We start from the raw sequence: 21,888 nt of genomic DNA on the forward strand, positions 1-21,888 counted from the left end.
CGCAGTGAGCAGTTACGCAGGCGTGTCCTCGTCAATTCGCGTCGAGGTCACGCCGCCAGATGTGAACGTCAGTCCGAGTAGGTTGGGTAATCCGTCAGGCCCTTCTCCGTGCCACCGTAGACAGTGGCAGGATCCAGCGGGTTGAGCGGCCAGCCATTGGCGATGCGTTCGGGTAGATCGGGGTTGGCGATGAAGGGACGACCGAATGCGATCAGGTCGGCCAGCCCGGCCTCGATCAGCCGCTCACCACGCTCGGCGGTGTAACGACCGGCGTAGAGAATCTTCCCGCTGAAGTTCGCGCGTACGTCGCGGCGGAAGCTCTCGGGCAGATCCGGCGCGTTGTCCCAGTCCGCCTCGGCGATCGACACATAGGCCACACCTGCTGCCTTCAGCACCTTGATGGCTTCGATATAGGTGGTGTGCGGGTCCTCTTCGACCAGACCGATGTACACCCGGTCCTGATCGGTGCCGGTGAACAACGGGGTGAAGCGCACACCAAGGCGATCCGCGCCTACGGCAGCGGCCACGGCGTCTACGATCTCGCGCAAAAAGCGCAGACGGTTTTCCAGCGAGCCACCGTAAGCATCATCGCGCTGGTTGGAATGTGCGGAGATGAACTGGTTGACCAGATAACCGTTGGCTGCGTGAATCTCCACGCCATCGAAACCGGCGTCGATGGCATTGCGCGCCGCCTGGGCGTACTGCCCGACCAGATCGCGGATTTCAGCCAGCTCCAGCGCGCGTGGAAGCGACGGCTGAACCAGCTCGCCGACACCAGGGCCGGTCTGAATGAACGCCTTGACCTTCTGCGCCTGAATGGCGGATGGCGCCACGGGCGCCTGCCCGTCAGGCTGAAGCGCGTTATGGGAAACGCGACCGACGTGCCAGAGCTGGGCAAAGATCACTCCACCTTCGGCATGCACCGCTTCGGTCACCTTGCGCCAGCCATCGACCTGAGCCTGGCTGTAGATCCCGGGCGTCCAGGCGTAGCCTTGGCCACGCGGTTCGATCTGGGTGCCCTCACTGACCATGAAACCGGCACCAGCACGCTGGCGGTAATAAGTGGCCATCAGATCAGTCGCGATATCACCTGGCTGGGCGCTGCGCTGACGAGTCAACGGCGGCAGCACGATGCGGTTCTTGAGAGTGATACGCCCCATATCGATGGGGGTAAACAGAGCGGCGTGTTTCATGATTTCTATCCTCTGTGCAGGCGCCGGCACGAATCGACAGGCGCACGGGCTCGAATGGACGCACCTGGCGCCCAATGGGCTTGATGAGTGGGAGTGCGGCCGCTCTGCTGGAGAGGCCGCTCAGGCGTTACTTCTTGATCAACACGGTTTTCGGGTTGGTGAACAGCAGGCGGCCCTCATGGCCGTGCTCAGTGCCGATACCCGATTGCTTGTGGCCACCGAAAGGAATGTCGACGCCTTGCGTGTGGATCTCGTTGACCCAGACCATCCCGGTTTCCAGGCGATTGGCCACAGCCACCGCTGCCTGGGTATCACGCCCCCAGACCGAGCCACCCAGGCCGAATGGACTGTCGTTCGCGCGGGCTACGACATCGTCGACGTCGTCGTAAGCGATGATCGGCACGATCGGTCCGAACTGCTCCTGCTGCACGATCATCGAGCTCTCTGGCGGGTTGTCGAGCACAGTTACCGGGATGAAATAGCCAGGACGGCTCTCGTCTACCTCACCGCCCAATACCACTTTGTAACCATTGGCCTTGATGTCATCCAAGAAGCTACGAACCTTGTCGTACTGCATCTTGTTCTGCACGGGGCCGACGGTCACGTTCGGGTCGAGACCGTCACCCATGACCTGCTGCCGCGCATACTCAACGAACGCTGCCACGAACTCATTGCGATAACTGCTATGCACGTAAAGGCGCTTGATACCCACACACCACTGCCCCGAGTTACCGACGGCGCCCCAGTACAGTTGCGGGATGATCGCTTGCCAGTCGGCATCAGGCATGACGATTGCCGCGTCGTTACCGCCCATCTCCATGGTCAGCCGCTTGACGGTGCCTGCAGCCGAACGGATGACATGCTTGCCGGTCTCGGTGGAGCCGGTGAAGCTGATCTTGGCGATGTCCGGGTGAGCGGTCATTTGCGGGCCCAGTTCATTGCCACCTGAAACCACTGAAAGCACACCAGCAGGCAGCACGGACTGAGCAATCTGCCCAAAGCGCAAGGTGGTGAGGGGTGTGAATGGCGACGGTTTGATGACCATGGTGTTGCCGGTGATCAGCGCAGGCGCCACTTTCCACAGCGCCAGCAGCACCGGGAAATTCCACGGCGTGATCGCACCGACCACACCCAGCGGTGTGTGATGCAGCTCCACGATGTGGTTGTCGTTCTCCTCGACGATCTCCACCGGAATACGCCGCGCAGCGATCTGGCGAATCCACGAGATCGCTTGGTCAACTTCCGGCTCGGCCATGGTTTTCAGCGGCTTGCCTTGTTCCAAAGTCAGCAAGCGAGCCAGTTCATCGCGGTGCTCCAAAAGCGCATCGGCATAGGCATCCAGATAGCTCTGGCGCTGCTCGTAACTCAAGACCGACCAGGTCTTGAACGCGCCCTTGGCAGCAGCGATCGCCGCCTCCAGTTGTTCAGGCGAACCCGACGGAGCCTTGGCGAATACCTCGCCAGTCGCCGGATTGAACACATCGAAATGCGCATCGGTGCTGACCAGCTCACCGGCGATGGACAGGTAGTACGGGCCATCGAAAATGCTAGTAGAGCGGGAATCTTTCATGACAGTAGACATTAGCCTATCTCCTTGAATCCAAATGAAAATCTATTGATCTCACTGATCAAGACAACTTTCTTCAGGCAGCAGAAATCCCGTCACCCAAAAGGCGACTGCTGCTGCGCTGTTGTTATGCGGTAGCGGCGTGAAGGCGCTCAGAGCGGGCGCACAGTGCGCCCTCTCATTACTTGCACGGGTTCGTCTGAGCCCTGCAGATTGGCCGAATCAAGCCAGCAGTTTGAGCAAGGCGTTGGCAGCGGACTCGGAACTGGCGGGGTTCTGACCAGTGACCAAGCGCCCGTCGACGACAGTGAACGGCTGCCAGTCGCCGGCTTTCTCATAGTGTGCGCCCAGCGCCTGGAACTCGTCCTCGATGAGGAAAGGCACCACGTCAGTCAGATCGACAGCGGCTTCTTCGCTGTTGGTGAAACCCGTCACCCGGCGACCCTTGACCAGCGGCTCGCCATTCGCAGCCTTGACGTGGCGCAGCACGCCCGGAGCATGGCAGACGAAACCGATTGGCTTACCGGCGCGCTCGAAGCTTTCGATCAGAGCGATGGATGTGTTCGACTCCGCCAGATCCCACAGAGGGCCATGGCCGCCTGGGTAGAACACCGTGTCGAAATCCTCAGCCTTCACCTCACTGAGTTTCACCGTGCTGGCCAGGGCTTGCTGCGCGGCCGGATCGGCAGCGAAACGGTGGGTCGCCTCGGTCTGGAAGTCCGGCAGGTCACTCTTGGGATCCAGAGGTGGCTGACCACCTGCCGGCGATGCCAGCACGATGTCGGCGCCGGCGTCCTTGAAGACGTAGTAAGGGGCGGCGAACTCTTCCAGCCAGAAGCCGGTTTTCTTGCCGGTGTTACCCAGCTTGTCATGGGATGTCAGAACCATCAGAACTTTCATGATCATTACCTCATAGTGGGCATTGCATTGGTTTCGACCGACCCTTGCCGGTCATGGGTTCACTGGTTACCGAGAAGATGTTGCGTCTGCTGCAGTGCTTCTTCGAACGAATCGGTCGTACGGGTGATCTTGGTCATCACACTGGCCCCCAACCACAGGGCATAGAGCCTCAATGCCAACTGAGCGGGCGTAGCAACGATGGTTACCGTGCCCTCCTCCATACCTCTGCTGATCGCAGCCTCCAGCCGCTCGATAATCTGCGCGGTACCGCGCTGAAGTGCCAATCGCATCGGTTCGGAAAGATCGGCGACTTCAGCGCCCAACTTGACGGCCAGGCATTTACCGCACTCGACCTGACTGGTCTGGTTGGAGATCCACAGTTGCCAGTAACGCATCAGCGCGTCGTGGGCGCTGGTTGCCGAGTCCTGAAAAATACGATCCATGTCAGCGAAATAGGTCTCGAAGTAGTGCTCCAGCAGCGCCGTGCCGAACGCGTCCTTCGAAGCGAAGTAGTGGTAGAAGGACCCCTTCGGCACACCCGCGGCATTCAGCACCTCGTTCAGCCCAACGGCAGAGAAACCTTTGCGGGCGATGATCGATTGAGCGGCGTCGAAAATACGCTGCCGGGTCTGGTTGCTGTCAGTGGTTGTCATGGCTATCCGTCTCAGTAGACCAGTCGTCTAGTTCGTTAGGGCCATGTTAGGAATCGCCACCGACAGCAGCAATGTCATATCCGCAAGGATTTAGGACATGTACGGTAAGCCGATTGCGCAAACCACCTGGCCCTCCGACAATCGGTAAATGCCCGCAGAAAGGACGTGATCGATGCATACCGTGGCGTTGGTGGTTTACCCGCAATTCCAAGCGCTGAGCCTGTCGGTCGGTTCCGTATTCGAGTGCGCCAACCTTCTGCATGGCGAGCCGGTCTACGGATTCACCCTGGTATCGGAGACAGGTGGACCCGTGCTGTCGTCTCAGGGCTTCTCGGTCAATACCGAGGCTCTCGGCCTGGCTGGCTATGACACCATCATCGTCAGCGGCTACCTGGAGTTGGGTGAACCCAGTCCCGAACTGCTGACTTGCCTGTCCAGCGCCAGCTCGCAATCGCGGCGTATTGCATCACTGTGCACAGGTGTATTCGTACTCGCCGAAGCCGGCCTATTGGAGGGCAAACGGGTCACGACTCATTGGTTGCACGTACCCGAGTTCAAGAAACGTCACCCCACCGTCAGAATCGATGATGATCGACTGTTCGTGGTCGACGGGCAGATCTGGACGGGTGCAGGCATGAGTGCCGGAGTGGATCTTGCCCTGGCCATGGTCGAGAACGACCTGGGCCCTGACCTGGCCCGCCGCGTAGCCCGCAAACTGGTCATCGCCCAGCGCAGAGGCGCCGAGCAATCACAGCTTTCGGCGCTGCTGGAGATAGACCCGAAATCCGACCGCGTGCAACTGGCAATGGCCTATGCGCGCGAAAACCTGCGCAGCGATCTGTCGGTCGAAGCTCTGGCAGATGTCGCGCGACTGAGCCCTCGCCAGTTCAGCCGGGTGTTTCGCGAGGAAACCGGAAAAACTCCAGCAAAAGCAGTCGAAAGACTGCGAGTAGAGGCCGCACGCGTGATGATGGAGACGAGCCGTCACCCCGTAGAGGTGATTGCTCGCGAGACCGGTTTTGGCGATCGAGAACGCATGCGCCAGGCGTTTCTGCGTGCCTATGGCAAGCCACCGCAGTTGATGCGAGACGAGCTGTACAAAACGGCTAACGAGACTGGCTGAACACGCCGATTGGATCGTTCACCAACAGATATACCTGAGCTTGCTGCTGCAACCGCAATTCTTTCAGTAGCGCTCATTGCTCGTGGAAGCGTGAGTAGGAATGAGGCCTGACTCTCGATAGCTGTCGATCAGCTCGTCGAACAGTTTCAGGTCGACGCGGGTTCGTGCAATCAGTTGAGCACCGGCAACCGCAGCGTAAATGGCGCCTGCGCGGCGCTCGACATCTTCCAGCCCTGCCTCAACTAATACCTGCGTCAGCCACTCCACGTTGATGTCTGCAAACGCCTTGACCTCTCGCTCGACTTCTTCCGGCAGGTCTTCGTATTCCGCAGCCATGAAGCTGGCGAGGCAAAGTCTATTGCCGTTCTCCAACGATCTCCGAAAGAGCGAAGGGTAAGCACGCAAACAGCCGAGCGGGTCGGGATTCGAATCGCGTATGAATCGCAAGGCTTCGGCGGTGTCTCGCCAATAGCGTTCTGCGACCGCGGCACCAAGGTCGGCCTTGCTCGCAAAGTGGTAGTAGATACTGGCGTTCTTCACACCTACGGTTTCACCGATGCTGCGGAAATTGATACCGCTGTATCCATGCAACTGAGCCGCCGTTGTCGCAGCAGCCAGGATGGCTTCTCGAGCATTGCCGGTCACGATCAACTCCTCGCACCTTCGATAGACCTTGGCAGTTTACTGCTGCGCTCTCTACCTGCCAACTGGAAGGTAGGGGTTGACAGGGTGCTTTTTCTCGCACAACCTTTACCTACCAACTGACAGGTAGGCAAACCATGACCATTACATCTCGCAACTCCGACATATCCGTTCTCCCTGCAATGAAAATCTACGACTGGTTCGATGGCCCGTATCCCGCTCGCGTGCGAATCGCCTTGGCGGAAAAAGGACTGCTTGACCGTGTCGAGTTCATCTCCGTCAACCTCTGGACGGGGGAGCATAAGAAACCGGAGTTCCTCGCGATCAATTACTCAGGAACATTGCCTGTGCTGGAACTCGATGACGGCACACTCATTGCCGAATGCACAGCGATCACCCAATACCTGGACGTACTCGACGACAGCCCCACGCTTACTGGGCAGACGGCAAAAGAGAAAGGCCTCATTCACATGATGACAAAGCGCGCTGAAATCGAATTTCTCGATGCGGTCAGCGTTTACTTTCATCATGCAACGCCAGGGTTGGGGGCAGACGTGGAGCTGTACCAAAACCCTGAGTGGGGAAATCGCATGCGCGATAAAGCCATCAAGGGCATGCACTACTTCAATAGAGTGCTTGAGCGACAGCCATTCGTTGCCGGTGACACCTTCTCCATGGCAGATATTGCAGTGCTCGGGGGGATGATCTTCGCGTCATTGGTCAAGCTTGCCGTACCCGATGAATGTGCAGCCCTACGAGCCTGGCACGCCCGCATGCAAGAAAGATCAAGTGTCAGGGAGTGGAGAACGATGGTGGCGAATAACACACCGAGAGTATGAAAGCTAACGCATCAGCCCTGGTCGCCGAGCAGGCTTGGAGGTCTGTGACCAACACAGACCCTTGCTGCTTGGCTCGATTGCCCTAGCCAACTCATTGACACAAAGCGCCCCAAGGAAACGCTACGCCTGAATGCCGCGGCAGTGATCTTCGCGCACAACCATCCAAGCGGAAATCCAGAACCAAGCCAGGCTGACACGGTGCTCACACAGCGCTTGAAAGAAGCCTTGGTGCTGGTGAATGTCCGCTCGCTGGATCACATCATCGTGGCAGGCGAACGCACCGCATCTTTCGCCGAGTTTGGGTTGCTATGAACCAAGGGGGGCTGAGCCCCCATTTTTGCTGCGCCCTTTCAGGCGTGTGCAGCGCGTTCAGCCGGTTCATCTGGTCTGTCCCGGGCTGAGTGGACACTGACTTAAGGTGGATAATGCCCACCGCAAGGAGTGTTCATGACCCAGACTAGACGACGTTTTCCCGAATCCTTCAAACGCGAGGCGGTAGACCAGGTGCTTGCCGGTACACCGCTTCGTCATGTCGCTGAGACGCTCGGCATCGCTGAAAGCCTGCTGGGCAAATGGAAACGCCAGTACGAATAGCAAGGTGACGATGCCTTTCCGGGCAATGGCAAGCAGCGCGGTGAGAGTGCGGAGCTGCGTCGGCTACGCCAGCAACTGGCTCAGGTCACCATGGAGCGCGATGTTTTAAAAAAGGCGCTCGCCATCTTCTCGCAGCCCACGAAGTGAAGTTCCGCGCCATCGAGGCGTTGGCCGGTCGCTATCCCGTAGCGCCGATGTGCCGGCTGCTGAGGGTATCCCGCAGCGGTTTCTATGCCTGGCAGCAGCGGCCACCTTCGGCGAGAGAGATGGCGAATCGGCGTCTGAGCAAGGAGATCCGCACCATCCACCATGAGGTGAATGGGATCTATGGCCATCGCCGCATCAAGGTCGAGTTGGCGGCCATGGGGCATGCGTGTGGTCGACACCGGGTTGCTAGACTGATGCGCGAAGCAGGTCTGCGCGTTCGCTCGCGCAAGCGCTGGCGGCTGGTTTCCAGCAGTCGTCATGCTCTGCCGATTGCCCCGAACCACCTGGATCGCCAGTTCGCCTCGGATCGCGCCAATCGGCACTGGGTCTCGGACATGACCTACGTGCGGACGGCCCAAGGCTGGCTGTATCTGGCCGTCGTGCTCGATCTCTATTCACGCGCCGTTGTCGGTTGGGAGATGCACCACCGCATGCAGCAGGCCTTGGTACACGCCGCGCTGGAGATGGCCGTGGCACGCCGACAGCCGAAAGAAGAGGTGCTGCTGCACTCGGATCGTGGCAGCCAATACTGCGCGTACGACTACCAGGCCTTGCTTCGGCGCCATCGCATCGTGCCCAGCCATTCACGTCCGGGGAACTGCTGGGACAACGCCGCGATGGAGAGCTTTTTCCGTTCGCTGAAGGCCGAGCGGGTGTACCTGACGCGCTACGCCAGTTACCAGGAGGCAAAAACCGACCTGTTCGACTACATCCGCTTTTACAATAACCGTCGGCGCCACTCGACGTTGGGCTATCTCAGTCCGATGGAATTTGAGCGGCGAAATGCGAGCAGTAGCTCTTAACTACCTGTCCACGAGTTCCGGGACAGACCAAACATCTTACCCAAGTATGTTTTCCCACCGCGTCACTCGTTAGACAACAAGCTGCTCCAGCGTCTTAACGTCCTTAAAAACGACATCCGACATCAACTTGAAGTGCTCGCGGCCACATTCGATCTTCAAGTTCTCCTTGCTTCTTCGCTCGCCCGTAACAGTACTCGACTTGGTTTCAGCGACGAAATAAACACGGGCGTCGTTTTCAAATACCACCGCCCAGTCCGGATTATAGCTTCCCAGCGGGGTTGCGATCCTAAACTCACCGGGTAGCTTGAAGAAAAACTTCACTCGATCGTCGATACTGCAATCGTGTGCGAACTGGCTTTCCGGATCGCTTTCACTCAGCACGCAAGTAAAGGCGTCGCCCAAGGGGTTCTTGTCTTCATCAACCGGCTGGGCCTCAAGCAGTGTCTTGCGGATCGGCGTCGTCAGCTCGTCAGTTGCAGGCGGGTACACACTGCTCAGATAGGTTTCCAGCTCATCGTCGAACAGCGACATTTCATAGCGCCGCCCATTGATCTGGTGGTATTCGATTCCTTTCACCAGTAGTGCTTGCAGGCAATTCTTGATCGCCGCAATAGCGGTATCGAGAAACGCCTGTGGATTGATCAACAACTCGCCAAGCCTGCCCGACCCATCCAAAATCGCAAAGATGGATGAGCGGGATAAATGCACGCGGTTCTGGATGTAGGCATACACATCCGGCACAACAATATGCTCCGTTTGCGCATCGGAACTACCCACACCCGTCTCGACGCCATGCACACCATCCTCGCGCATGACGATCTTCGCTTTCAACGCACGGATTTTTGCCGGCTGAACCTTGGGGTACTGATTCAAATCCGCCAGCGCCTCTATGCACTGCTTGATCAACTCTGGGGTATCGAGATTGACCGTGTAGCGCGTCTGATAGCTGATTTTTTGCCAGATCGCCTTGAATAGCGCCTCTTCTTCCGTGCTGAGTTTTTTGCGTTTCACCCGTGCCTTGGCGCGTGCGTTCTTCACACGTTTGTCAAAGCTCACACCGGTTTCTTCCTCGATTTCGGTCTGCAGTGCTTTGGCAAAGGCTTCGTAGCTTTCGTTCGGAATCACGGTCAGGACATTAACGCGCTTGTCCTGTACCCTTTCGCCTTTCTGGTTCACACACAAGCGCAGCCCCCGGCCGATTTCCTGACGTTTTCTCAGGACACTGTGGCTTTCGTTCAGCGTGCAAATCTGGAACACATTCGGGTTGTCCCAACCTTCGCGCAGAGCTGAATGACTGAAGATGAACTGCAACGGCTCATCCACACTCAGCAAACGTTCTTTTTCTTTCATGATCAGGGCGTAGGTGTCGTCGTCCTTCGCCACATTGCCCTTGGTATCCACCCAAATAGTCTTGGCGGTCGCGCCTTTTCCCTTTCTATCGCCAGAGAAGTAACCGTTGTGTACGTCGCCGGGGGCATGGGGAATCAAGCCCTTGTACTGAGACTTGCTGGCGTACTTGATGAAAGCGTCTTCAAACCACACCGCGAACTTGCCTGGCACGGGATTACCGTCTGCATCAAAAGCCCGATAGTTGGCCACCTTGTCGATAAAGAACAGGCTAAGCACCTTGACGCCGATGTCTTGCAGATTCTTCAGCTTGGCAAAGTGCGCGGCGACCGTGCGCTCGATCTGAAAGCGCATCACGTCGTCTTCCAGCCCTCCTTGCTGCGCGTGTAGGCTCAGCACTCGCCCGCCCGAAAACTCGATCTCTTCATCCTCTGCACGGATTTCGTTGAGGATGTAGCCATCGCGATATACATCGCGGCCTTTGGATTTCTTGAACAGGTCGTCGCCCAGCTTCAGGGTGAGTTTCTTACGCTTCACCCCAGTCTTCTCGTTAACGTCGACACTCACCTTGACGCTGATGCCGTTGGCTTTCGCATCGATACTCACCAGCTCAATGAAGGCCTGATTGTGGCTTTCGTCGGCCAGCACGCCGTCCACCTCGATCTGCTTGACCAAGCCCAGATCGTATGCCTGCACCGGGTTCAATGAATACAGCAAGTTGTAATGTTTCTTGTGGGTAGCGGAGTAACGCAACGTACATAGCGGGTTCAGTTCCACCAGGGCACGGCGGCGAATGTCAGTTTCAAAGTTCTGCGGCTCATCCACGATCACAATGGGATTCACCGCCTTGATGTATTCAATTGGCGCAAACGCCCGCTCGCCCTTCTGGTTGATCTTGTTGCTGTCTTTGGTGAAGCTGTCAATATTGATCACCAGCACGCTGAGAGCATCGCTCTGCGCGAAGTGGCGCAGGTCGCTGAGCTGGTTGCTGTCGAACAGCATCGGCACGCAGGGCACATTGGCGTAATCCAGCGCAAAGTGCTCGCGAGTGATCTGCAGGTTTTTCATCGTGCCTTCGCGAATCGCCACGCTTGGCACCACCACCACAAACTTCCTGAACCCATACACCTTGTTCAGCTCGTACATGGTCTTGATAAACGTGTAGGTCTTGCCGGTGCCGGTTTCCATCTCCAGCGTAAAGTTCAGTGGGCAAAATTCTTCTTTGCCGTTGTCGGAGAGGGACCTTACCAGCTCGCTCGACACCTCCACGCCATTGGCTTGCTGCACCTTCTGCACATTAGCCAGCAAGGCTTCCTCCGAAAGCTTGAGCGCGTTGCCAATGCTACCGTCGTTAGCATATTCCACGCTGGCGGCTTGCCCGGCCAGCGAGAAATCTGACTTGGCCAAAGGCTGACCGTCGAACACTTGCACCACCGCCTCAACCGCACGGGTCTGGTAGGCCTGATGCGAGAACTGCAACTTCATTATTTGTGTCATAGCGCGGCCCCTCAGATCACAGTCAGGCCAATATCCAGCCCTACCAATTCCAGCTGCAGGTTTGAGAGCAACTCGTCGGCCTTGTCTCCTACAAAGCAGGAATTCAGCAACACCACCTGAGCCGGCCGTGCCTTGGATATTTCATCCTTCAAGGCCGAGGAATAAGGCTCAAAGCACAGCCAGAGCTGTTTATCGTCGTGCAGAAGTACACGATGCACCGTTACCCCGGCAAGCTGCGCCGGCTTGCTGATCGCATGCACGCCGAGCGCACCCAAACCATGCTTCAGCAAAAGTTCGGCGAGCATCGCCGTCTGGACATCTGCCGTTTTGGGTGAATGTCCACTCTTCTCCGCGCTCTGGAACAGACTGAGCCGCTGCCGCGTCAGCTACATCACCGCGCCAGACCTTAAAATTTGAAGGCGCCAAAGTGAAATGGGCGCAGGCCAGATCAGTGGTTTTGGCAGGGTGCTGGGCCTTGAGTTCAGAAATTACATTATCAATACGAGCACGCGTAATTTCAGTAATAGTTCTATAACCAGCTTTATGAAGCTCAGAACCGCTATCTATTACTTCTGGCATCTGAACGCAAATGAATTGCCGAGTGCCATCGTCATTCAAATTGAGCTCCATGACAGCTTGCGCTGTTGTCGCACTGCCTGCAAAGAAATCTAGAATGATCCCGTCTGGAGTAGTACTAGCCCATTTAATCAACTGCTTTACAAGACGAACGGGTTTTTTTCCATTAGGAAATGCGACACCTCCCTCCTTCGCAACATTTCCCATATCTTGATGAAAGCCTTTCCAAAGATCACCGCGAATAACGGTTCGGCCGAACCTTGGCCGATAATCATCCGAAGTACGATAGTTTAAAGCTAGAGGGATCAACGCTCTGAGCGTGCCATTTTCAAGCGTTGTTAAAAAATATGTTCTGTGGTCTGTCTCAAATGCTTCCCAGCATCCAGGCCGGATAATTTTCCCAGAGGCGGATACTGGCGGCCTGTCAATACTCGCGATTTTCTGTAGATTTGCTGCAATAAAGTTTCTGGCCACTTCTGATACAGAGAGCAACTTGTCTATACTTTTTAGACTAAATCTTCCTCGCTCAGAAAGCCCATAACGACGGATATCATTACCGACAGCCTCATCAATTAGTAGCTGATCAGCGAGACTTCCAAGAGTACCATCGTCATTTAGCCAAACAGAATAGTGTGTATCATAAGAGCTGATACCATCCAGAAGAGGCGTATGCGGAGCACTATCGAACCTAGAGGACTTACAGTAGATATGAACGAATTCGACGTTTTTTACGATAGTGCCTTGCTGTGCATTAACCGTCTTCGGTCCAGATGTGGTTGACAATTCGACAGCTATTGTGTCGATGAAATTTTCCCCACCGAAAACCTCATCGCAAATCAGCTTCAAATTCGAAGATTCGTGATCGTCAATACTAATAAAAATCACACCGTCGTCGCGCAACAAATTCCGCGCCAAATACAAGCGCGGATACATCATCGACAACCAAGCACTGTGATATTGACCACTTTCCTTGCTATTTTTTTTCCACAGGCTTTGCTTATTCAGATAACCCGCTTCGTTCTTTTCCCCCGTGCGCTTCTGATATTCGTCAAGCGTCTCGGAATAATCGTCGGGATACACAAAGCTGTCGTTGCCGGTGTTGTACGGCGGGTCGATGTAGATCATCTTGACCTTACCGTGATAGGACTTTTGCAATGCGCGCAGCACTTCGAGGTTTTCGCCTTCGATCAGCATGTGCGGCGCTTGAGGCGGGTTGCTGGCAGCGGGCAGCAAAGTGTGGCTGGTGGTCTTCTGGATTTCGCGCCGCGCGGCAGCCTTACCTGCCCATGAAAGCTCGTAGTGTTCAGCCGGGGCAATTCGGTCCTGCCCGATCAGCTCTTTGAGCTTTTCAATATCTATTTGATTGTCACTGATGACTTCCGGCGCGCTCTGGCGCAGCAGGGCCAGCAACTCAGCCTGGCGCTCGGCCAGTGCATCAGGGCTGTAACCCAGCTCGGTATTGCTGTATTGCATATGCAACATCCTGTGATCTTCAGGTTTATTTCGGTTACACCAACTGCCAGCGCAGAGTGAAAAGTGTTCGGGTTTCGGTTTTTTCCTGCATCCGATGTTGCAGGATCTCAACCAGCTCGTCCCGCTTGGCAATGATTTCGTCTTCCACATCAAAAATTTCTTGGCGCTGTTTACGGTGCTTGCGTTCCAGTTCAGACAGTTCGCGCTGGATACTGTCTTGCTCCTGCAAGGTGACGGCCTTGTGGGCATCGCACCTCAACTGGGCGATGCGCGCTTTTGTGTTTTTCAGGACTTCCTCGTCAGCCAGCAGTACGCCTTCCTGCAACGGGTTCCGAAGGGCGAACAGCGCTGCGTCGATCTGGTGCGGGTTCAGATCGACGCTGGCATCAAATAGGGATTGAGATAGGCGGCCAACACCGTTAGAAGCATGATGCCGTACGAGTTCTTGGGCGTAGTACTTTGCATGATAAGCAGTAAACACGGCACAAGCTCCTTCTACGGCCCGTCGAGTAAGCGAATCTCAATTGGCAACCAGAATACATCACTGAGGGCACAAGACAGAAAATCATCAGGCATAAAAAAATCCAGTCACCGCTAAGTGACTGGATTTTTTAGGGTTTTTGGTCGGGACGGAGTGATTCGAACACTCGACCCCTTGCACCCCATGCAAGTGCGCTACCGGGCTGCGCTACGCCCCGACGATGCTTCCGGGTGACCGAAAGCGGGAGGAACTATACATTAAGCTTTTGAAATAAGGCAACTTTTTCTTGTCCTTACTTCTTCAGTACATGCAAAACATCCTCGAGCTCGGCGATCATCTGTTTGATCAGCTGACGATACTGAGTGGTGTCGTCCTTGGCTTCGTCACCAGAAAGGCGCTGACGTGCGCCACCGATGGTGAAGCCCTGATCGTACAGGAGCGCACGAATCTGCCGAATCATCAGCACATCCTGACGCTGGTAATAGCGACGGTTACCCCGCCGCTTTACCGGATTCAGCTGTGGGAATTCCTGTTCCCAGTAACGTAGAACGTGGGGCTTGACCGCGCAGAGTTCACTGACCTCACCGATGGTGAAGTAGCGTTTGCCGGGAATTGCCGGTAGTTCGTCGTTATGACTTGGTTCCAGCATAGGCCTCGACCCTGGCTTTCAATTTTTGCCCTGGACGAAAAGTGACCACACGGCGAGCCGTGATTGGAATCTCTTCCCCTGTTTTCGGGTTACGGCCGGGTCGCTGGCGCTTGTCGCGCAAGTCGAAGTTGCCGAACCCGGACAGCTTGACCTGTTCGTTCAGCTCAAGAGCCTGGCGGATCTCTTCAAAAAACAGCTCCACCAGTTCCTTGGCTTCCCGTTTGTTCAGGCCGAGCTCTTCATACAGACGTTCCGCCATTTCAGCTTTCGTCAGAGCCCCCATACGCTACTTCCTTAACGTGGCGTTGAACCTTTGTTCGAGGCAGGTGAGGATATTTTGCGTAGTAGTACTCACCTCATCGTCATTAAGAGTGCGCGATGGATGTTGCCAGGTCAAGCCGACGGCAAGGCTTTTTCTAAGCGGATCAATGCCTTTACCGTGATAGACGTCAAATAGCTTGAGGTCCGTCAGCCATTCTCCCGCCGTTTCACGGATTGCGCCCAGCACAGCCTCGGCCGGCTGCTCGCGGTCGACCAGCAGCGCGAGGTCACGACGCACTTCAGGGAAGCGCGACAATTCGCTGAATACAGGCATGCGACCAGCAGCCACTTCGGCCAGCACCAGCTCGAAGAGGAATACCGGCTGATCCAAGCCCAGGGTCTTGGTGAGTTCAGGATGCAGAGCACCGATGAAGCCAACCAGGCGCCCTTCCCGTTCGATGCGAGCGGTCTGGCCTGGATGCAGAGCAGGATGCTCGCCAGGCACGAAGCTAAAGGCATCGGCCGCACCGGCATAACCCAGCAGCGCCTCGACATCGGCTTTCAGATCATAGAAGTCGACGTTATCACGGCTGTTGGCCCAGCCCTCAGGCAGGCGGCTGCCGGTGATCACGCCGGCGAGCATGGCTTCCTGCTGCAGACCTTCCAGCTGACCGACAAAACGCAGGCCGCTCTCGAACAGACGCACGCGCGACTGCTGACGATTGAGGTTGTGCTGCAGCGCCTTGACCAGCCCTGGCCACAGCGAGGAACGCATAGCGGCCATATCGGCAGAAATAGGGTTGGCCAGTTGCAGCGGCTCTACACCCGGAGTGAACAGCTCGAACAGCTTGGGATCGATAAAGCTATAGGTGATAGCTTCCTGGTAGCCACGGGCGACCAACAGGCGACGCAGAGCAGGCAGCTCAGCACGCGCCTCGGACTTGGCCTGTGGCGCCAGACGGGCCTGCGGGTAGCGCACCGGCAGACGGTTGTAGCCGTACAGGCGCCCCAGCTCTTCGATCAGATCCACTTCCAGGCTGATATCGAAACGGTGACTTGGCACACTGACCAGCCACTGGCCGGAGCCCTGAGCGCTGACACCCAGCCCCAGCGCGGTGAGCAGACGCTCGACTTCGGCGCTGTCCATCTCCATACCCAACATCTGGTTGATGCGCTCGGCGCGCAGGGTGATCGGCGCCACGCTCGGCAGATCGGCCTCGCTGCTGACTTCGATGACCGGGCCGGCTTCGCCGCCAACGATCTCCAGCAGCAGCGCAGTCGCGCGCTCCATTGCCTGGCGCGCCAGTTGCGAATCCACACCACGCTCGAAGCGGTGCGACGCGTCGGTGTGCAGGCCATAGGAGCGGGCCTTGCCGGCAACGGCGATGTTGTCGAAGAAGGCGCTTTCCAGGAACAGATCGCGGGTATTGTCGCTCACACCGCTGTGCTCACCGCCCATCACGCCGGCGATGGCCAGCGCGCGGCCATGATCAGCGATGACCAGAGTATCGGCACGCAGGCTGACTTCCTGGCCGTCGAGCAACACCAGCTTCTCGCCCTCTTCAGCCATCCGCACGCGAATGCCGCCATTGATTTCGGCGAGGTCGAAGGCGTGCATCGGCTGGCCGAGCTCGAGCATCACGTAGTTGGTGATGTCCACCGCTGCATCGATGCTGCGAATATCGGAACGACGCAGGCGCTCGACCATCCACAGCGGGGTCGGGCGAGACAGGTCAACGTTACGTATAACGCGACCGAGGTAACGCGGGCACGCCTTGGGCGCAAGCACCTCGACTGGGCGTACTTCGTCATGTGCAGGAGCAACGACGTCGATAGCGACCGGTGAAACAGCGGCGCTGTACATCGCACCGACTTCCCGAGCCAGGCCGGCGAGCGACAGGCAGTCACCACGGTTGGGGGTCAGGCCGATCTCGATGCTGGCGTCATCCAGCTGCAGGTAAGCGCGAATGTCGCTACCCACCGGCGCATCGGCCGCCAGCTCCATCAGGCCGCTGTTGTCTTCGCTGATCTGCAGCTCGGACGCCGAGCACAGCATACCCTGTGACTCCACGCCACGCAGCTTGGCCTTCTTGATCTTGAAGTCGCCCGGCAGCTCGGCGCCGATCATGGCGAACGGAATCTTGATGCCAGCGCGGGCATTGGGCGCACCGCAAACGACCTGGAAGGTCTCGGCACCATTGCTCACCTGGCATACGCGCAGCTTGTCAGCGTCCGGGTGCTGTTCGGCACTGAGGATCTCACCGACCACGATGCCACTGAAGGCGCCGGCCACCGGCTGTACCGCGTCGACTTCGAGGCCGACCATGGACAGGCGTGCGACCAAATCCTCGCGGGATACATCGGGATTCACCCAACTGCGCAGCCATTGTTCACTGAATTTCATGTTGTCTGTTCTCCTTAAACGAATTCGATCACGAGGGGCGGCGGCTAGCGAAATTGCGCCAGGAACCGCAGGTCGTTATCGAAGAACAGGCGCAAGTCATTGACGCCGTAACGCAGCATGGCCAGGCGCTCGACACCCATGCCGAAGGCGAAGCCGGAGTATTTCTCCGGGTCGATACCGCTCATGCGCAGCACGTTCGGATGCACCATGCCGCAGCCCATCACTTCCAGCCAGCCGGTCTGCTTGCACACGCGGCAGCCCTTGCCGGAACACATCACGCACTGCATGTCGACTTCGGCCGACGGCTCGGTGAAGGGGAAGAAAGACGGACGGAAACGCACGCCCAGGGGCTTTTCGAAGAACACACGAAGGAATTCCTCGATGGTGCCCTTGAGGTCGGCGAAGCTGATGTCTTCGTCGACCAACAGGCCTTCGACCTGATGGAACATCGGCGAGTGAGTGATATCGGAGTCGCAGCGATAGACACGGCCGGGACAGACGATGCGGATCGGCGGCTGCTGCGATTCCATGGTGCGTACCTGAACCGGCGAGGTGTGGGTACGCAGCAGCATGTTCGCATTGAAATAGAAGGTGTCGTGCATCGCCCGCGCCGGGTGGTGGCCAGGGATGTTGAGCGCCTCGAAGTTGTGGTAGTCGTCTTCGACTTCCGGGCCCTCGGCCACGTTGTAGCCGATATGGGTGAAGAACTGCTCGACACGCTCGAGCGTGCGCGTGACCGGGTGCAGACCACCGGAAGCCTGGCCACGGCCTGGCAGGGTGACGTCGATACGCTCGGAGGCCAGCTTCTCGGCGAGCAAGGCCTGCTCAAGCACGGATTTGCGGGCATTCAGGGCGTCTTGCACTTGATTCTTGGCGGTGTTGATCAGGGCGCCAGCCTGCGGGCGCTCTTCGGCCGACAGCTTGCCCAGAGTCTGCATCAGGGCGGTCAGTTCGCCTTTCTTGCCAAGGTACTGAACCCGGAGCTGTTCCAGGGCATTGACATCTTCACTTCGTTGCACGGCCTCAAGCGCTTGCGAGACCAATGCATCCAGATTTTCCATTTACAGACTCCAGATACGAAATAGGGGAAGAGCTGTTAAGGCTCTTCCCCTATCTTTGACGTTGCCACCGGGCGAGCCCGGTGATTGTCGGGGGACTTAAGCCAGAACGGCCTTGGCCTTCTCGACAATCGCAGCAAACGCCGCTTTTTCGTTCACTGCCAGATCAGCCAGAACCTTACGGTCGATTTCGATCGACGCTTTCTTCAGGCCAGCGATCAGACGGCTGTAGGACAGACCGTTGACGCGAGCACCAGCGTTGATACGAGCGATCCACAGTGCGCGGAACTGACGTTTTTTCTGACGACGGTCACGGTAGGCATATTGACCAGCCTTGATGACAGCCTGCTTGGCAACACGGAACACACGCGAACGAGCGCCGTAGTAGCCTTTAGCCAGTTTCAGAATCTTTTTGTGACGAGCACGAGCGATAACGCCACGCTTAACACGAGCCATGAGTAATTACCTCTAAGTATCTTGACCGATTAACGAACGCGCAGCATGCGCTCGACTTTAGCTTTGTCCGACGGACCGATCAGCGAGCTGCCACGCAGCTGGCGCTTACGTTTCGTGGACATCTTGGTCAGGATGTGGCTCTTGAAAGCGTGCTTGTGCTTGAAGCCTGTAGCAGTCTTCAGGAAGCGCTTCGCAGCACCGCTCTTGGTTTTCATTTTTGGCATGTTTTGTACTCCGCATTCATTAACAACTGATAACCATCAGGCCTGCCAGTGCCCGGTAGATTATTTACGCTTCTTGGGTGCGATGACCATCATCAGCTGGCGTCCTTCCAGCTTAGGATGCTGTTCTACAGTGCCGATTTCAGCGAGGTCAGCTTCGACCCGCTTCAACAGCTCCATACCCAGTTCCTGGTGAGCCATCTCACGGCCGCGGAATCTCAGAGATACCTTGGCCTTGTCCCCATCTTCAAGGAAACGTACCAGGTTGCGTAGTTTTACCTGGTAATCCCCATCTTCCGTCCCTGGACGAAACTTGATTTCTTTAATCTGCTGCTGGTGCTGGTTCTTCTTGGCGATAGCAGCCTGCTTCTTCTTCTCGAACAGGTGCTTGCCGTAGTCCATGATGCGGCAAACTGGCGGCAGTGCGTCAGCAGAGATCTCTACCAGATCCAGCTTGGCTTCTTCAGCCACGCGCAATGCCTCATCGATCGAAACAATACCAACCTGCTCGCCGTCCGCACCAATCAGGCGCACTTCACGAGCGGTGATGTTTTCGTTGATCGGCGCCTTAGGGGCGGCCCGCTTGTCCTGTCTCATTTCACGCTTAATAGTTATTACTCCAAATCTTGGCGACCACGCCGGGAAACCGCTTGCTGCAACTGCGAGGCGAACTGCTCGATGGGCAGAGAGCCCAGATCGACGCCTTCACGGGTACGGACAGCAACGGATCGAGTCTCGACTTCCCGATCTCCAATAACCAAGAGATAGGGAACCTTGAGCAAGGTATGCTCGCGGATTTTAAAGCCGATCTTTTCGTTTCTCAAGTCAACCTTGGCACGAAAACCGCTTTGATTGAGAGTTTTCTCGACTTCACGGGCAAAATCGGCCTGCTTGTCGGTGATATTCATGATCACCGCCTGGGTCGGAGCGAGCCAAGCCGGGAAGGAACCGGCGTAATGCTCGATCAACATACCGATGAAACGCTCGAACGAACCGAGGATCGCACGGTGCAACATGACCGGGCGTTTGCGGCTGTTGTCTTCGGCGATGTAGCTGGCATCCAGGCGCTCAGGCAGGTTCGGATCGTACTGCAGCGTACCGCACTGCCAGTTACGCCCCAGGCAGTCACGCAGGGTGAATTCGATCTTCGGACCGTAGAAGGCGCCCTCACCCGGCTGATATTCCCAGGCCAGGCCGGATTCGTTCAGCGCTTCGGCCAGCGCGCCTTCGGCGCGATCCCACAGCTCGTCGGAGCCCACGCGCTTGGCAGGACGGGTCGAAAGCTTCATGGCGATATCGCTGAAGCCGAAGTCCGCATAGACCTGCAGGGTCAGCTTGATGAAATCGGCCGCTTCCTTCTTGACCTGATCCTCGGTGCAGAAGATATGCGCATCGTCCTGCACGAAGCCACGCACACGCATGATGCCGTGCAGCGCGCCGGACGGTTCGTTGCGATGACAAGCACCAAATTCGGCGAGACGCAGCGGCAGGTCGCGGTAAGACTTCAGGCCCTGATTGAAGATCTGCACGTGGCACGGGCAGTTCATCGGCTTGACCGCATAGTCGCGGTTTTCCGAAGCCGTGGTGAACATGTTCTCGGCGTAGTTGGACCAGTGCCCGGAACGCTCCCAGAGGATGCGATCGACCACCTGCGGCGTGCGCACTTCCACGTAGCCGTTCTCACGCTGTACCTGGCGCATGTACTGCTCCAGCACCTGGTAGACAGTCCAGCCATTGGGGTGCCAGAACACCATGCCCGGCGCTTCTTCCTGCAGGTGGAACAGATCGAGCTGCTTACCGATGCGACGGTGATCGCGCTTTTCAGCTTCTTCGATGCGCTGGATATAGGCAGCCAGCTGCTTCTTGTCAGCCCAGGCAGTGCCGTAAACACGCTGCAGCTGCTCGTTCTTCGAGTCGCCTCGCCAGTAGGCGCCGGAAATACGAGTGAGCTTGAACGCCTTGAGGAAGCGCGTATTCGGCACGTGCGGGCCGCGGCACATGTCGACGTATTCTTCATGGAAATACAGCCCCATGGCCGTTTCGTCCGGCATGTCGTCGATCAGACGCAGCTTGTATTCCTCGCCACGGGACTTGAACAGCTCGATGACCTCGGCACGCGGCGTCATCTTCTTGATGACGTCGTAGTCCTTCTCGATCAACTCGGCCATGCGCTTTTCGATGGCCGCCATGTCTTCCGGCGTGAAGGGGCGGTCGATGGCGATGTCGTAATAGAAGCCTTCATCGATAACTGGGCCGATCACCATCTTGGCGTTCGGATACAGCTGCTTGACTGCATGCCCAACCAGGTGAGCGCAGGAGTGGCGGATGATTTCCAGCCCTTCTTCGTCCTTCGGCGTGATGATCTGCAAGGTGGCATCGGTATCGATCACGTCACAGGCATCGACCTGCTTGCCGTTTACCTTGCCAGCCAGGGTGGCCTTGGCCAGGCCCGCACCAATGGATTGAGCGACCTCCAGCACGGATACCGGATGATCGAACGAACGTTGACTGCCGTCGGGAAGAGTAATGATGGGCATGGCGCCTCCTCTCCTAGTGGTGACCCCTACGAAAGGTCACGTGGGTTGGGATGAGCCAGGAAGCGATTCAGCGGTGTACCCACCTAACGATGGCAGGAGCCCGAAGGCCAACCAGACCGAACCAGAGTCACTGGAAGTAAAAGAGTGCGGATGCTTTCAGAAAGCCTGAGCCCTGACAAGCTGCCGTTTGAAACAAACACGTAAAACCTGCTCGAAAAATCCGAGCAATAAAAAAAGGGGTCGCTTAGCGACCCCTTTTTATCGATTTGGTAGGCACAATTGGACTCGAACCAACGACCCCCACCATGTCAAGGTGGTGCTCTAACCAACTGAGCTATGTGCCTTCGATGGGTGCGCATTCTACGCAGATCTTTTTGGCCGTCAACAGGTTTTTTCGCTAACTCACT

General features: G+C 57.1%; 20 protein-coding genes, 2 tRNA genes and 2 pseudogenes. 5 read left to right on the forward strand and 19 right to left on the reverse strand.

The annotated features are described in order from the left end of the window. Positions 1-68: 68 nt before the first annotated feature. The 4 genes from BLT86_RS07895 to BLT86_RS07910 all read right to left on the reverse strand — a co-directional run bounded on the left by BLT86_RS07895 (position 69) and on the right by BLT86_RS07910 (position 4,313). Complete coding sequence (locus tag BLT86_RS07895; RefSeq protein ID WP_017676616.1) at positions 69-1,193, reverse strand: alkene reductase; 1,125 nt, start codon at positions 1,191-1,193, stop codon at positions 69-71. A 127-nt stretch (positions 1,194-1,320) separates the two neighbouring features. Beyond that, positions 1,321-2,775, reverse strand: coding sequence for an aldehyde dehydrogenase family protein (locus tag BLT86_RS07900; protein WP_026088540.1), 1,455 nt, complete (start codon positions 2,773-2,775; stop codon positions 1,321-1,323). Positions 2,776-2,982: 207 nt separating this feature from the next. Next, positions 2,983-3,660, reverse strand: coding sequence for a type 1 glutamine amidotransferase domain-containing protein (locus BLT86_RS07905; protein ID WP_026088539.1), 678 nt, complete (start codon positions 3,658-3,660; stop codon positions 2,983-2,985). Positions 3,661-3,719: 59 nt separating this feature from the next. Further along, on the reverse strand, positions 3,720-4,313 hold the full coding sequence (locus BLT86_RS07910) for a TetR/AcrR family transcriptional regulator (protein WP_055985848.1): 594 nt from the start codon (positions 4,311-4,313) through the stop codon (positions 3,720-3,722). A gap of 172 nt (positions 4,314-4,485) precedes the next feature. Here BLT86_RS07910 and BLT86_RS07915 point away from each other — a divergent pair, with 172 nt between their 5' ends. Further along, complete coding sequence (locus tag BLT86_RS07915; protein ID WP_017676611.1) at positions 4,486-5,436, forward strand: GlxA family transcriptional regulator; 951 nt, start codon at positions 4,486-4,488, stop codon at positions 5,434-5,436. 63 nt (positions 5,437-5,499) lie between these two features. Here the strand turns inward: BLT86_RS07915 and BLT86_RS07920 are convergent, their stop codons facing one another. Then, complete coding sequence (locus tag BLT86_RS07920) at positions 5,500-6,081, reverse strand: TetR/AcrR family transcriptional regulator (protein ID WP_017679323.1); 582 nt, start codon at positions 6,079-6,081, stop codon at positions 5,500-5,502. A gap of 134 nt (positions 6,082-6,215) precedes the next feature. Here BLT86_RS07920 and BLT86_RS07925 point away from each other — a divergent pair, with 134 nt between their 5' ends. The 4 genes and pseudogenes from BLT86_RS07925 to BLT86_RS07940 all read left to right on the forward strand — a co-directional run. Further along, positions 6,216-6,917: a glutathione S-transferase gene (locus BLT86_RS07925; protein ID WP_017676609.1), complete on the forward strand. Its 702-nt coding sequence runs from the start codon at positions 6,216-6,218 to the stop codon at positions 6,915-6,917. A 111-nt stretch (positions 6,918-7,028) separates the two neighbouring features. Continuing rightward, a pseudogene (locus BLT86_RS07930) lies at positions 7,029-7,229 on the forward strand (JAB domain-containing protein); the annotation flags it as partial. 135 nt (positions 7,230-7,364) lie between these two features. Continuing rightward, the gene (locus tag BLT86_RS07935) at positions 7,365-7,511 is read left to right on the forward strand and encodes a transposase (RefSeq protein ID WP_092375894.1); all 147 of its coding nucleotides are present in this window, start codon (positions 7,365-7,367) and stop codon (positions 7,509-7,511) included. 116 nt (positions 7,512-7,627) lie between these two features. Continuing rightward, positions 7,628-8,521: pseudogene (locus BLT86_RS07940) on the forward strand (IS3 family transposase); the annotation flags it as partial. A 69-nt stretch (positions 8,522-8,590) separates the two neighbouring features. Here the strand turns inward: BLT86_RS07940 and BLT86_RS07945 are convergent. From BLT86_RS07945 to BLT86_RS08005, 14 genes are all read right to left on the reverse strand, one after another. Beyond that, complete coding sequence (locus tag BLT86_RS07945) at positions 8,591-11,353, reverse strand: restriction endonuclease (RefSeq protein WP_092375899.1); 2,763 nt, start codon at positions 11,351-11,353, stop codon at positions 8,591-8,593. Positions 11,354-11,376: 23 nt separating this feature from the next. Further along, positions 11,377-11,625 (reverse strand): hypothetical protein, encoded by a 249-nt coding sequence (locus tag BLT86_RS25685; protein ID WP_167377315.1) that lies wholly within the window; start codon positions 11,623-11,625, stop codon positions 11,377-11,379. Beyond that, a complete protein-coding gene (locus BLT86_RS07950) occupies positions 11,555-13,414 on the reverse strand; it encodes a site-specific DNA-methyltransferase (RefSeq protein ID WP_157719658.1) in 1,860 nt (619 codons plus the stop codon). Before BLT86_RS07950 ends, BLT86_RS25685 begins: the two co-directional genes overlap by 71 nt. A gap of 34 nt (positions 13,415-13,448) precedes the next feature. After that, the gene (locus BLT86_RS25690) at positions 13,449-13,895 is read right to left on the reverse strand and encodes a hypothetical protein (protein WP_157719659.1); all 447 of its coding nucleotides are present in this window, start codon (positions 13,893-13,895) and stop codon (positions 13,449-13,451) included. A gap of 140 nt (positions 13,896-14,035) precedes the next feature. Continuing rightward, positions 14,036-14,112: transfer RNA gene (locus BLT86_RS07960), tRNA-Pro, on the reverse strand. Positions 14,113-14,187: 75 nt separating this feature from the next. Beyond that, positions 14,188-14,544: a MerR family transcriptional regulator gene (locus BLT86_RS07965; RefSeq protein ID WP_013716019.1), complete on the reverse strand. Its 357-nt coding sequence runs from the start codon at positions 14,542-14,544 to the stop codon at positions 14,188-14,190. After that, complete coding sequence (gene ihfA / locus BLT86_RS07970) at positions 14,525-14,827, reverse strand: integration host factor subunit alpha (RefSeq protein WP_003243414.1); 303 nt, start codon at positions 14,825-14,827, stop codon at positions 14,525-14,527. The genes BLT86_RS07965 and ihfA overlap by 20 nt, the downstream gene beginning before the upstream one ends. A gap of 3 nt (positions 14,828-14,830) precedes the next feature. After that, on the reverse strand, positions 14,831-17,209 hold the full coding sequence (pheT, locus tag BLT86_RS07975; RefSeq protein ID WP_017676601.1) for a phenylalanine--tRNA ligase subunit beta: 2,379 nt from the start codon (positions 17,207-17,209) through the stop codon (positions 14,831-14,833). 44 nt (positions 17,210-17,253) lie between these two features. Next, on the reverse strand, positions 17,254-18,270 hold the full coding sequence (gene pheS / locus BLT86_RS07980; protein WP_017676600.1) for a phenylalanine--tRNA ligase subunit alpha: 1,017 nt from the start codon (positions 18,268-18,270) through the stop codon (positions 17,254-17,256). 96 nt (positions 18,271-18,366) lie between these two features. Continuing rightward, on the reverse strand, positions 18,367-18,723 hold the full coding sequence (gene rplT, locus BLT86_RS07985) for a 50S ribosomal protein L20 (protein ID WP_003461224.1): 357 nt from the start codon (positions 18,721-18,723) through the stop codon (positions 18,367-18,369). 29 nt (positions 18,724-18,752) lie between these two features. Next, the gene (gene rpmI / locus BLT86_RS07990) at positions 18,753-18,947 is read right to left on the reverse strand and encodes a 50S ribosomal protein L35 (RefSeq protein WP_003461222.1); all 195 of its coding nucleotides are present in this window, start codon (positions 18,945-18,947) and stop codon (positions 18,753-18,755) included. A 60-nt stretch (positions 18,948-19,007) separates the two neighbouring features. After that, positions 19,008-19,559: a translation initiation factor IF-3 gene (gene infC, locus BLT86_RS07995; RefSeq protein ID WP_169886860.1), complete on the reverse strand. Its 552-nt coding sequence runs from the start codon at positions 19,557-19,559 to the stop codon at positions 19,008-19,010. Beyond that, on the reverse strand, positions 19,559-21,481 hold the full coding sequence (gene thrS, locus BLT86_RS08000) for a threonine--tRNA ligase (protein WP_017676597.1): 1,923 nt from the start codon (positions 21,479-21,481) through the stop codon (positions 19,559-19,561). Before thrS ends, infC begins: the two co-directional genes overlap by 1 nt. Positions 21,482-21,748: 267 nt before the next feature. Next, positions 21,749-21,825: transfer RNA gene (locus BLT86_RS08005), tRNA-Val, on the reverse strand. Between the last annotated feature and the right edge of the window lie 63 nt (positions 21,826-21,888).

Source organism: Pseudomonas sihuiensis (assembly GCF_900106015.1).
Lineage (GTDB): Bacteria > Pseudomonadota > Gammaproteobacteria > Pseudomonadales > Pseudomonadaceae > Aquipseudomonas > Aquipseudomonas sihuiensis.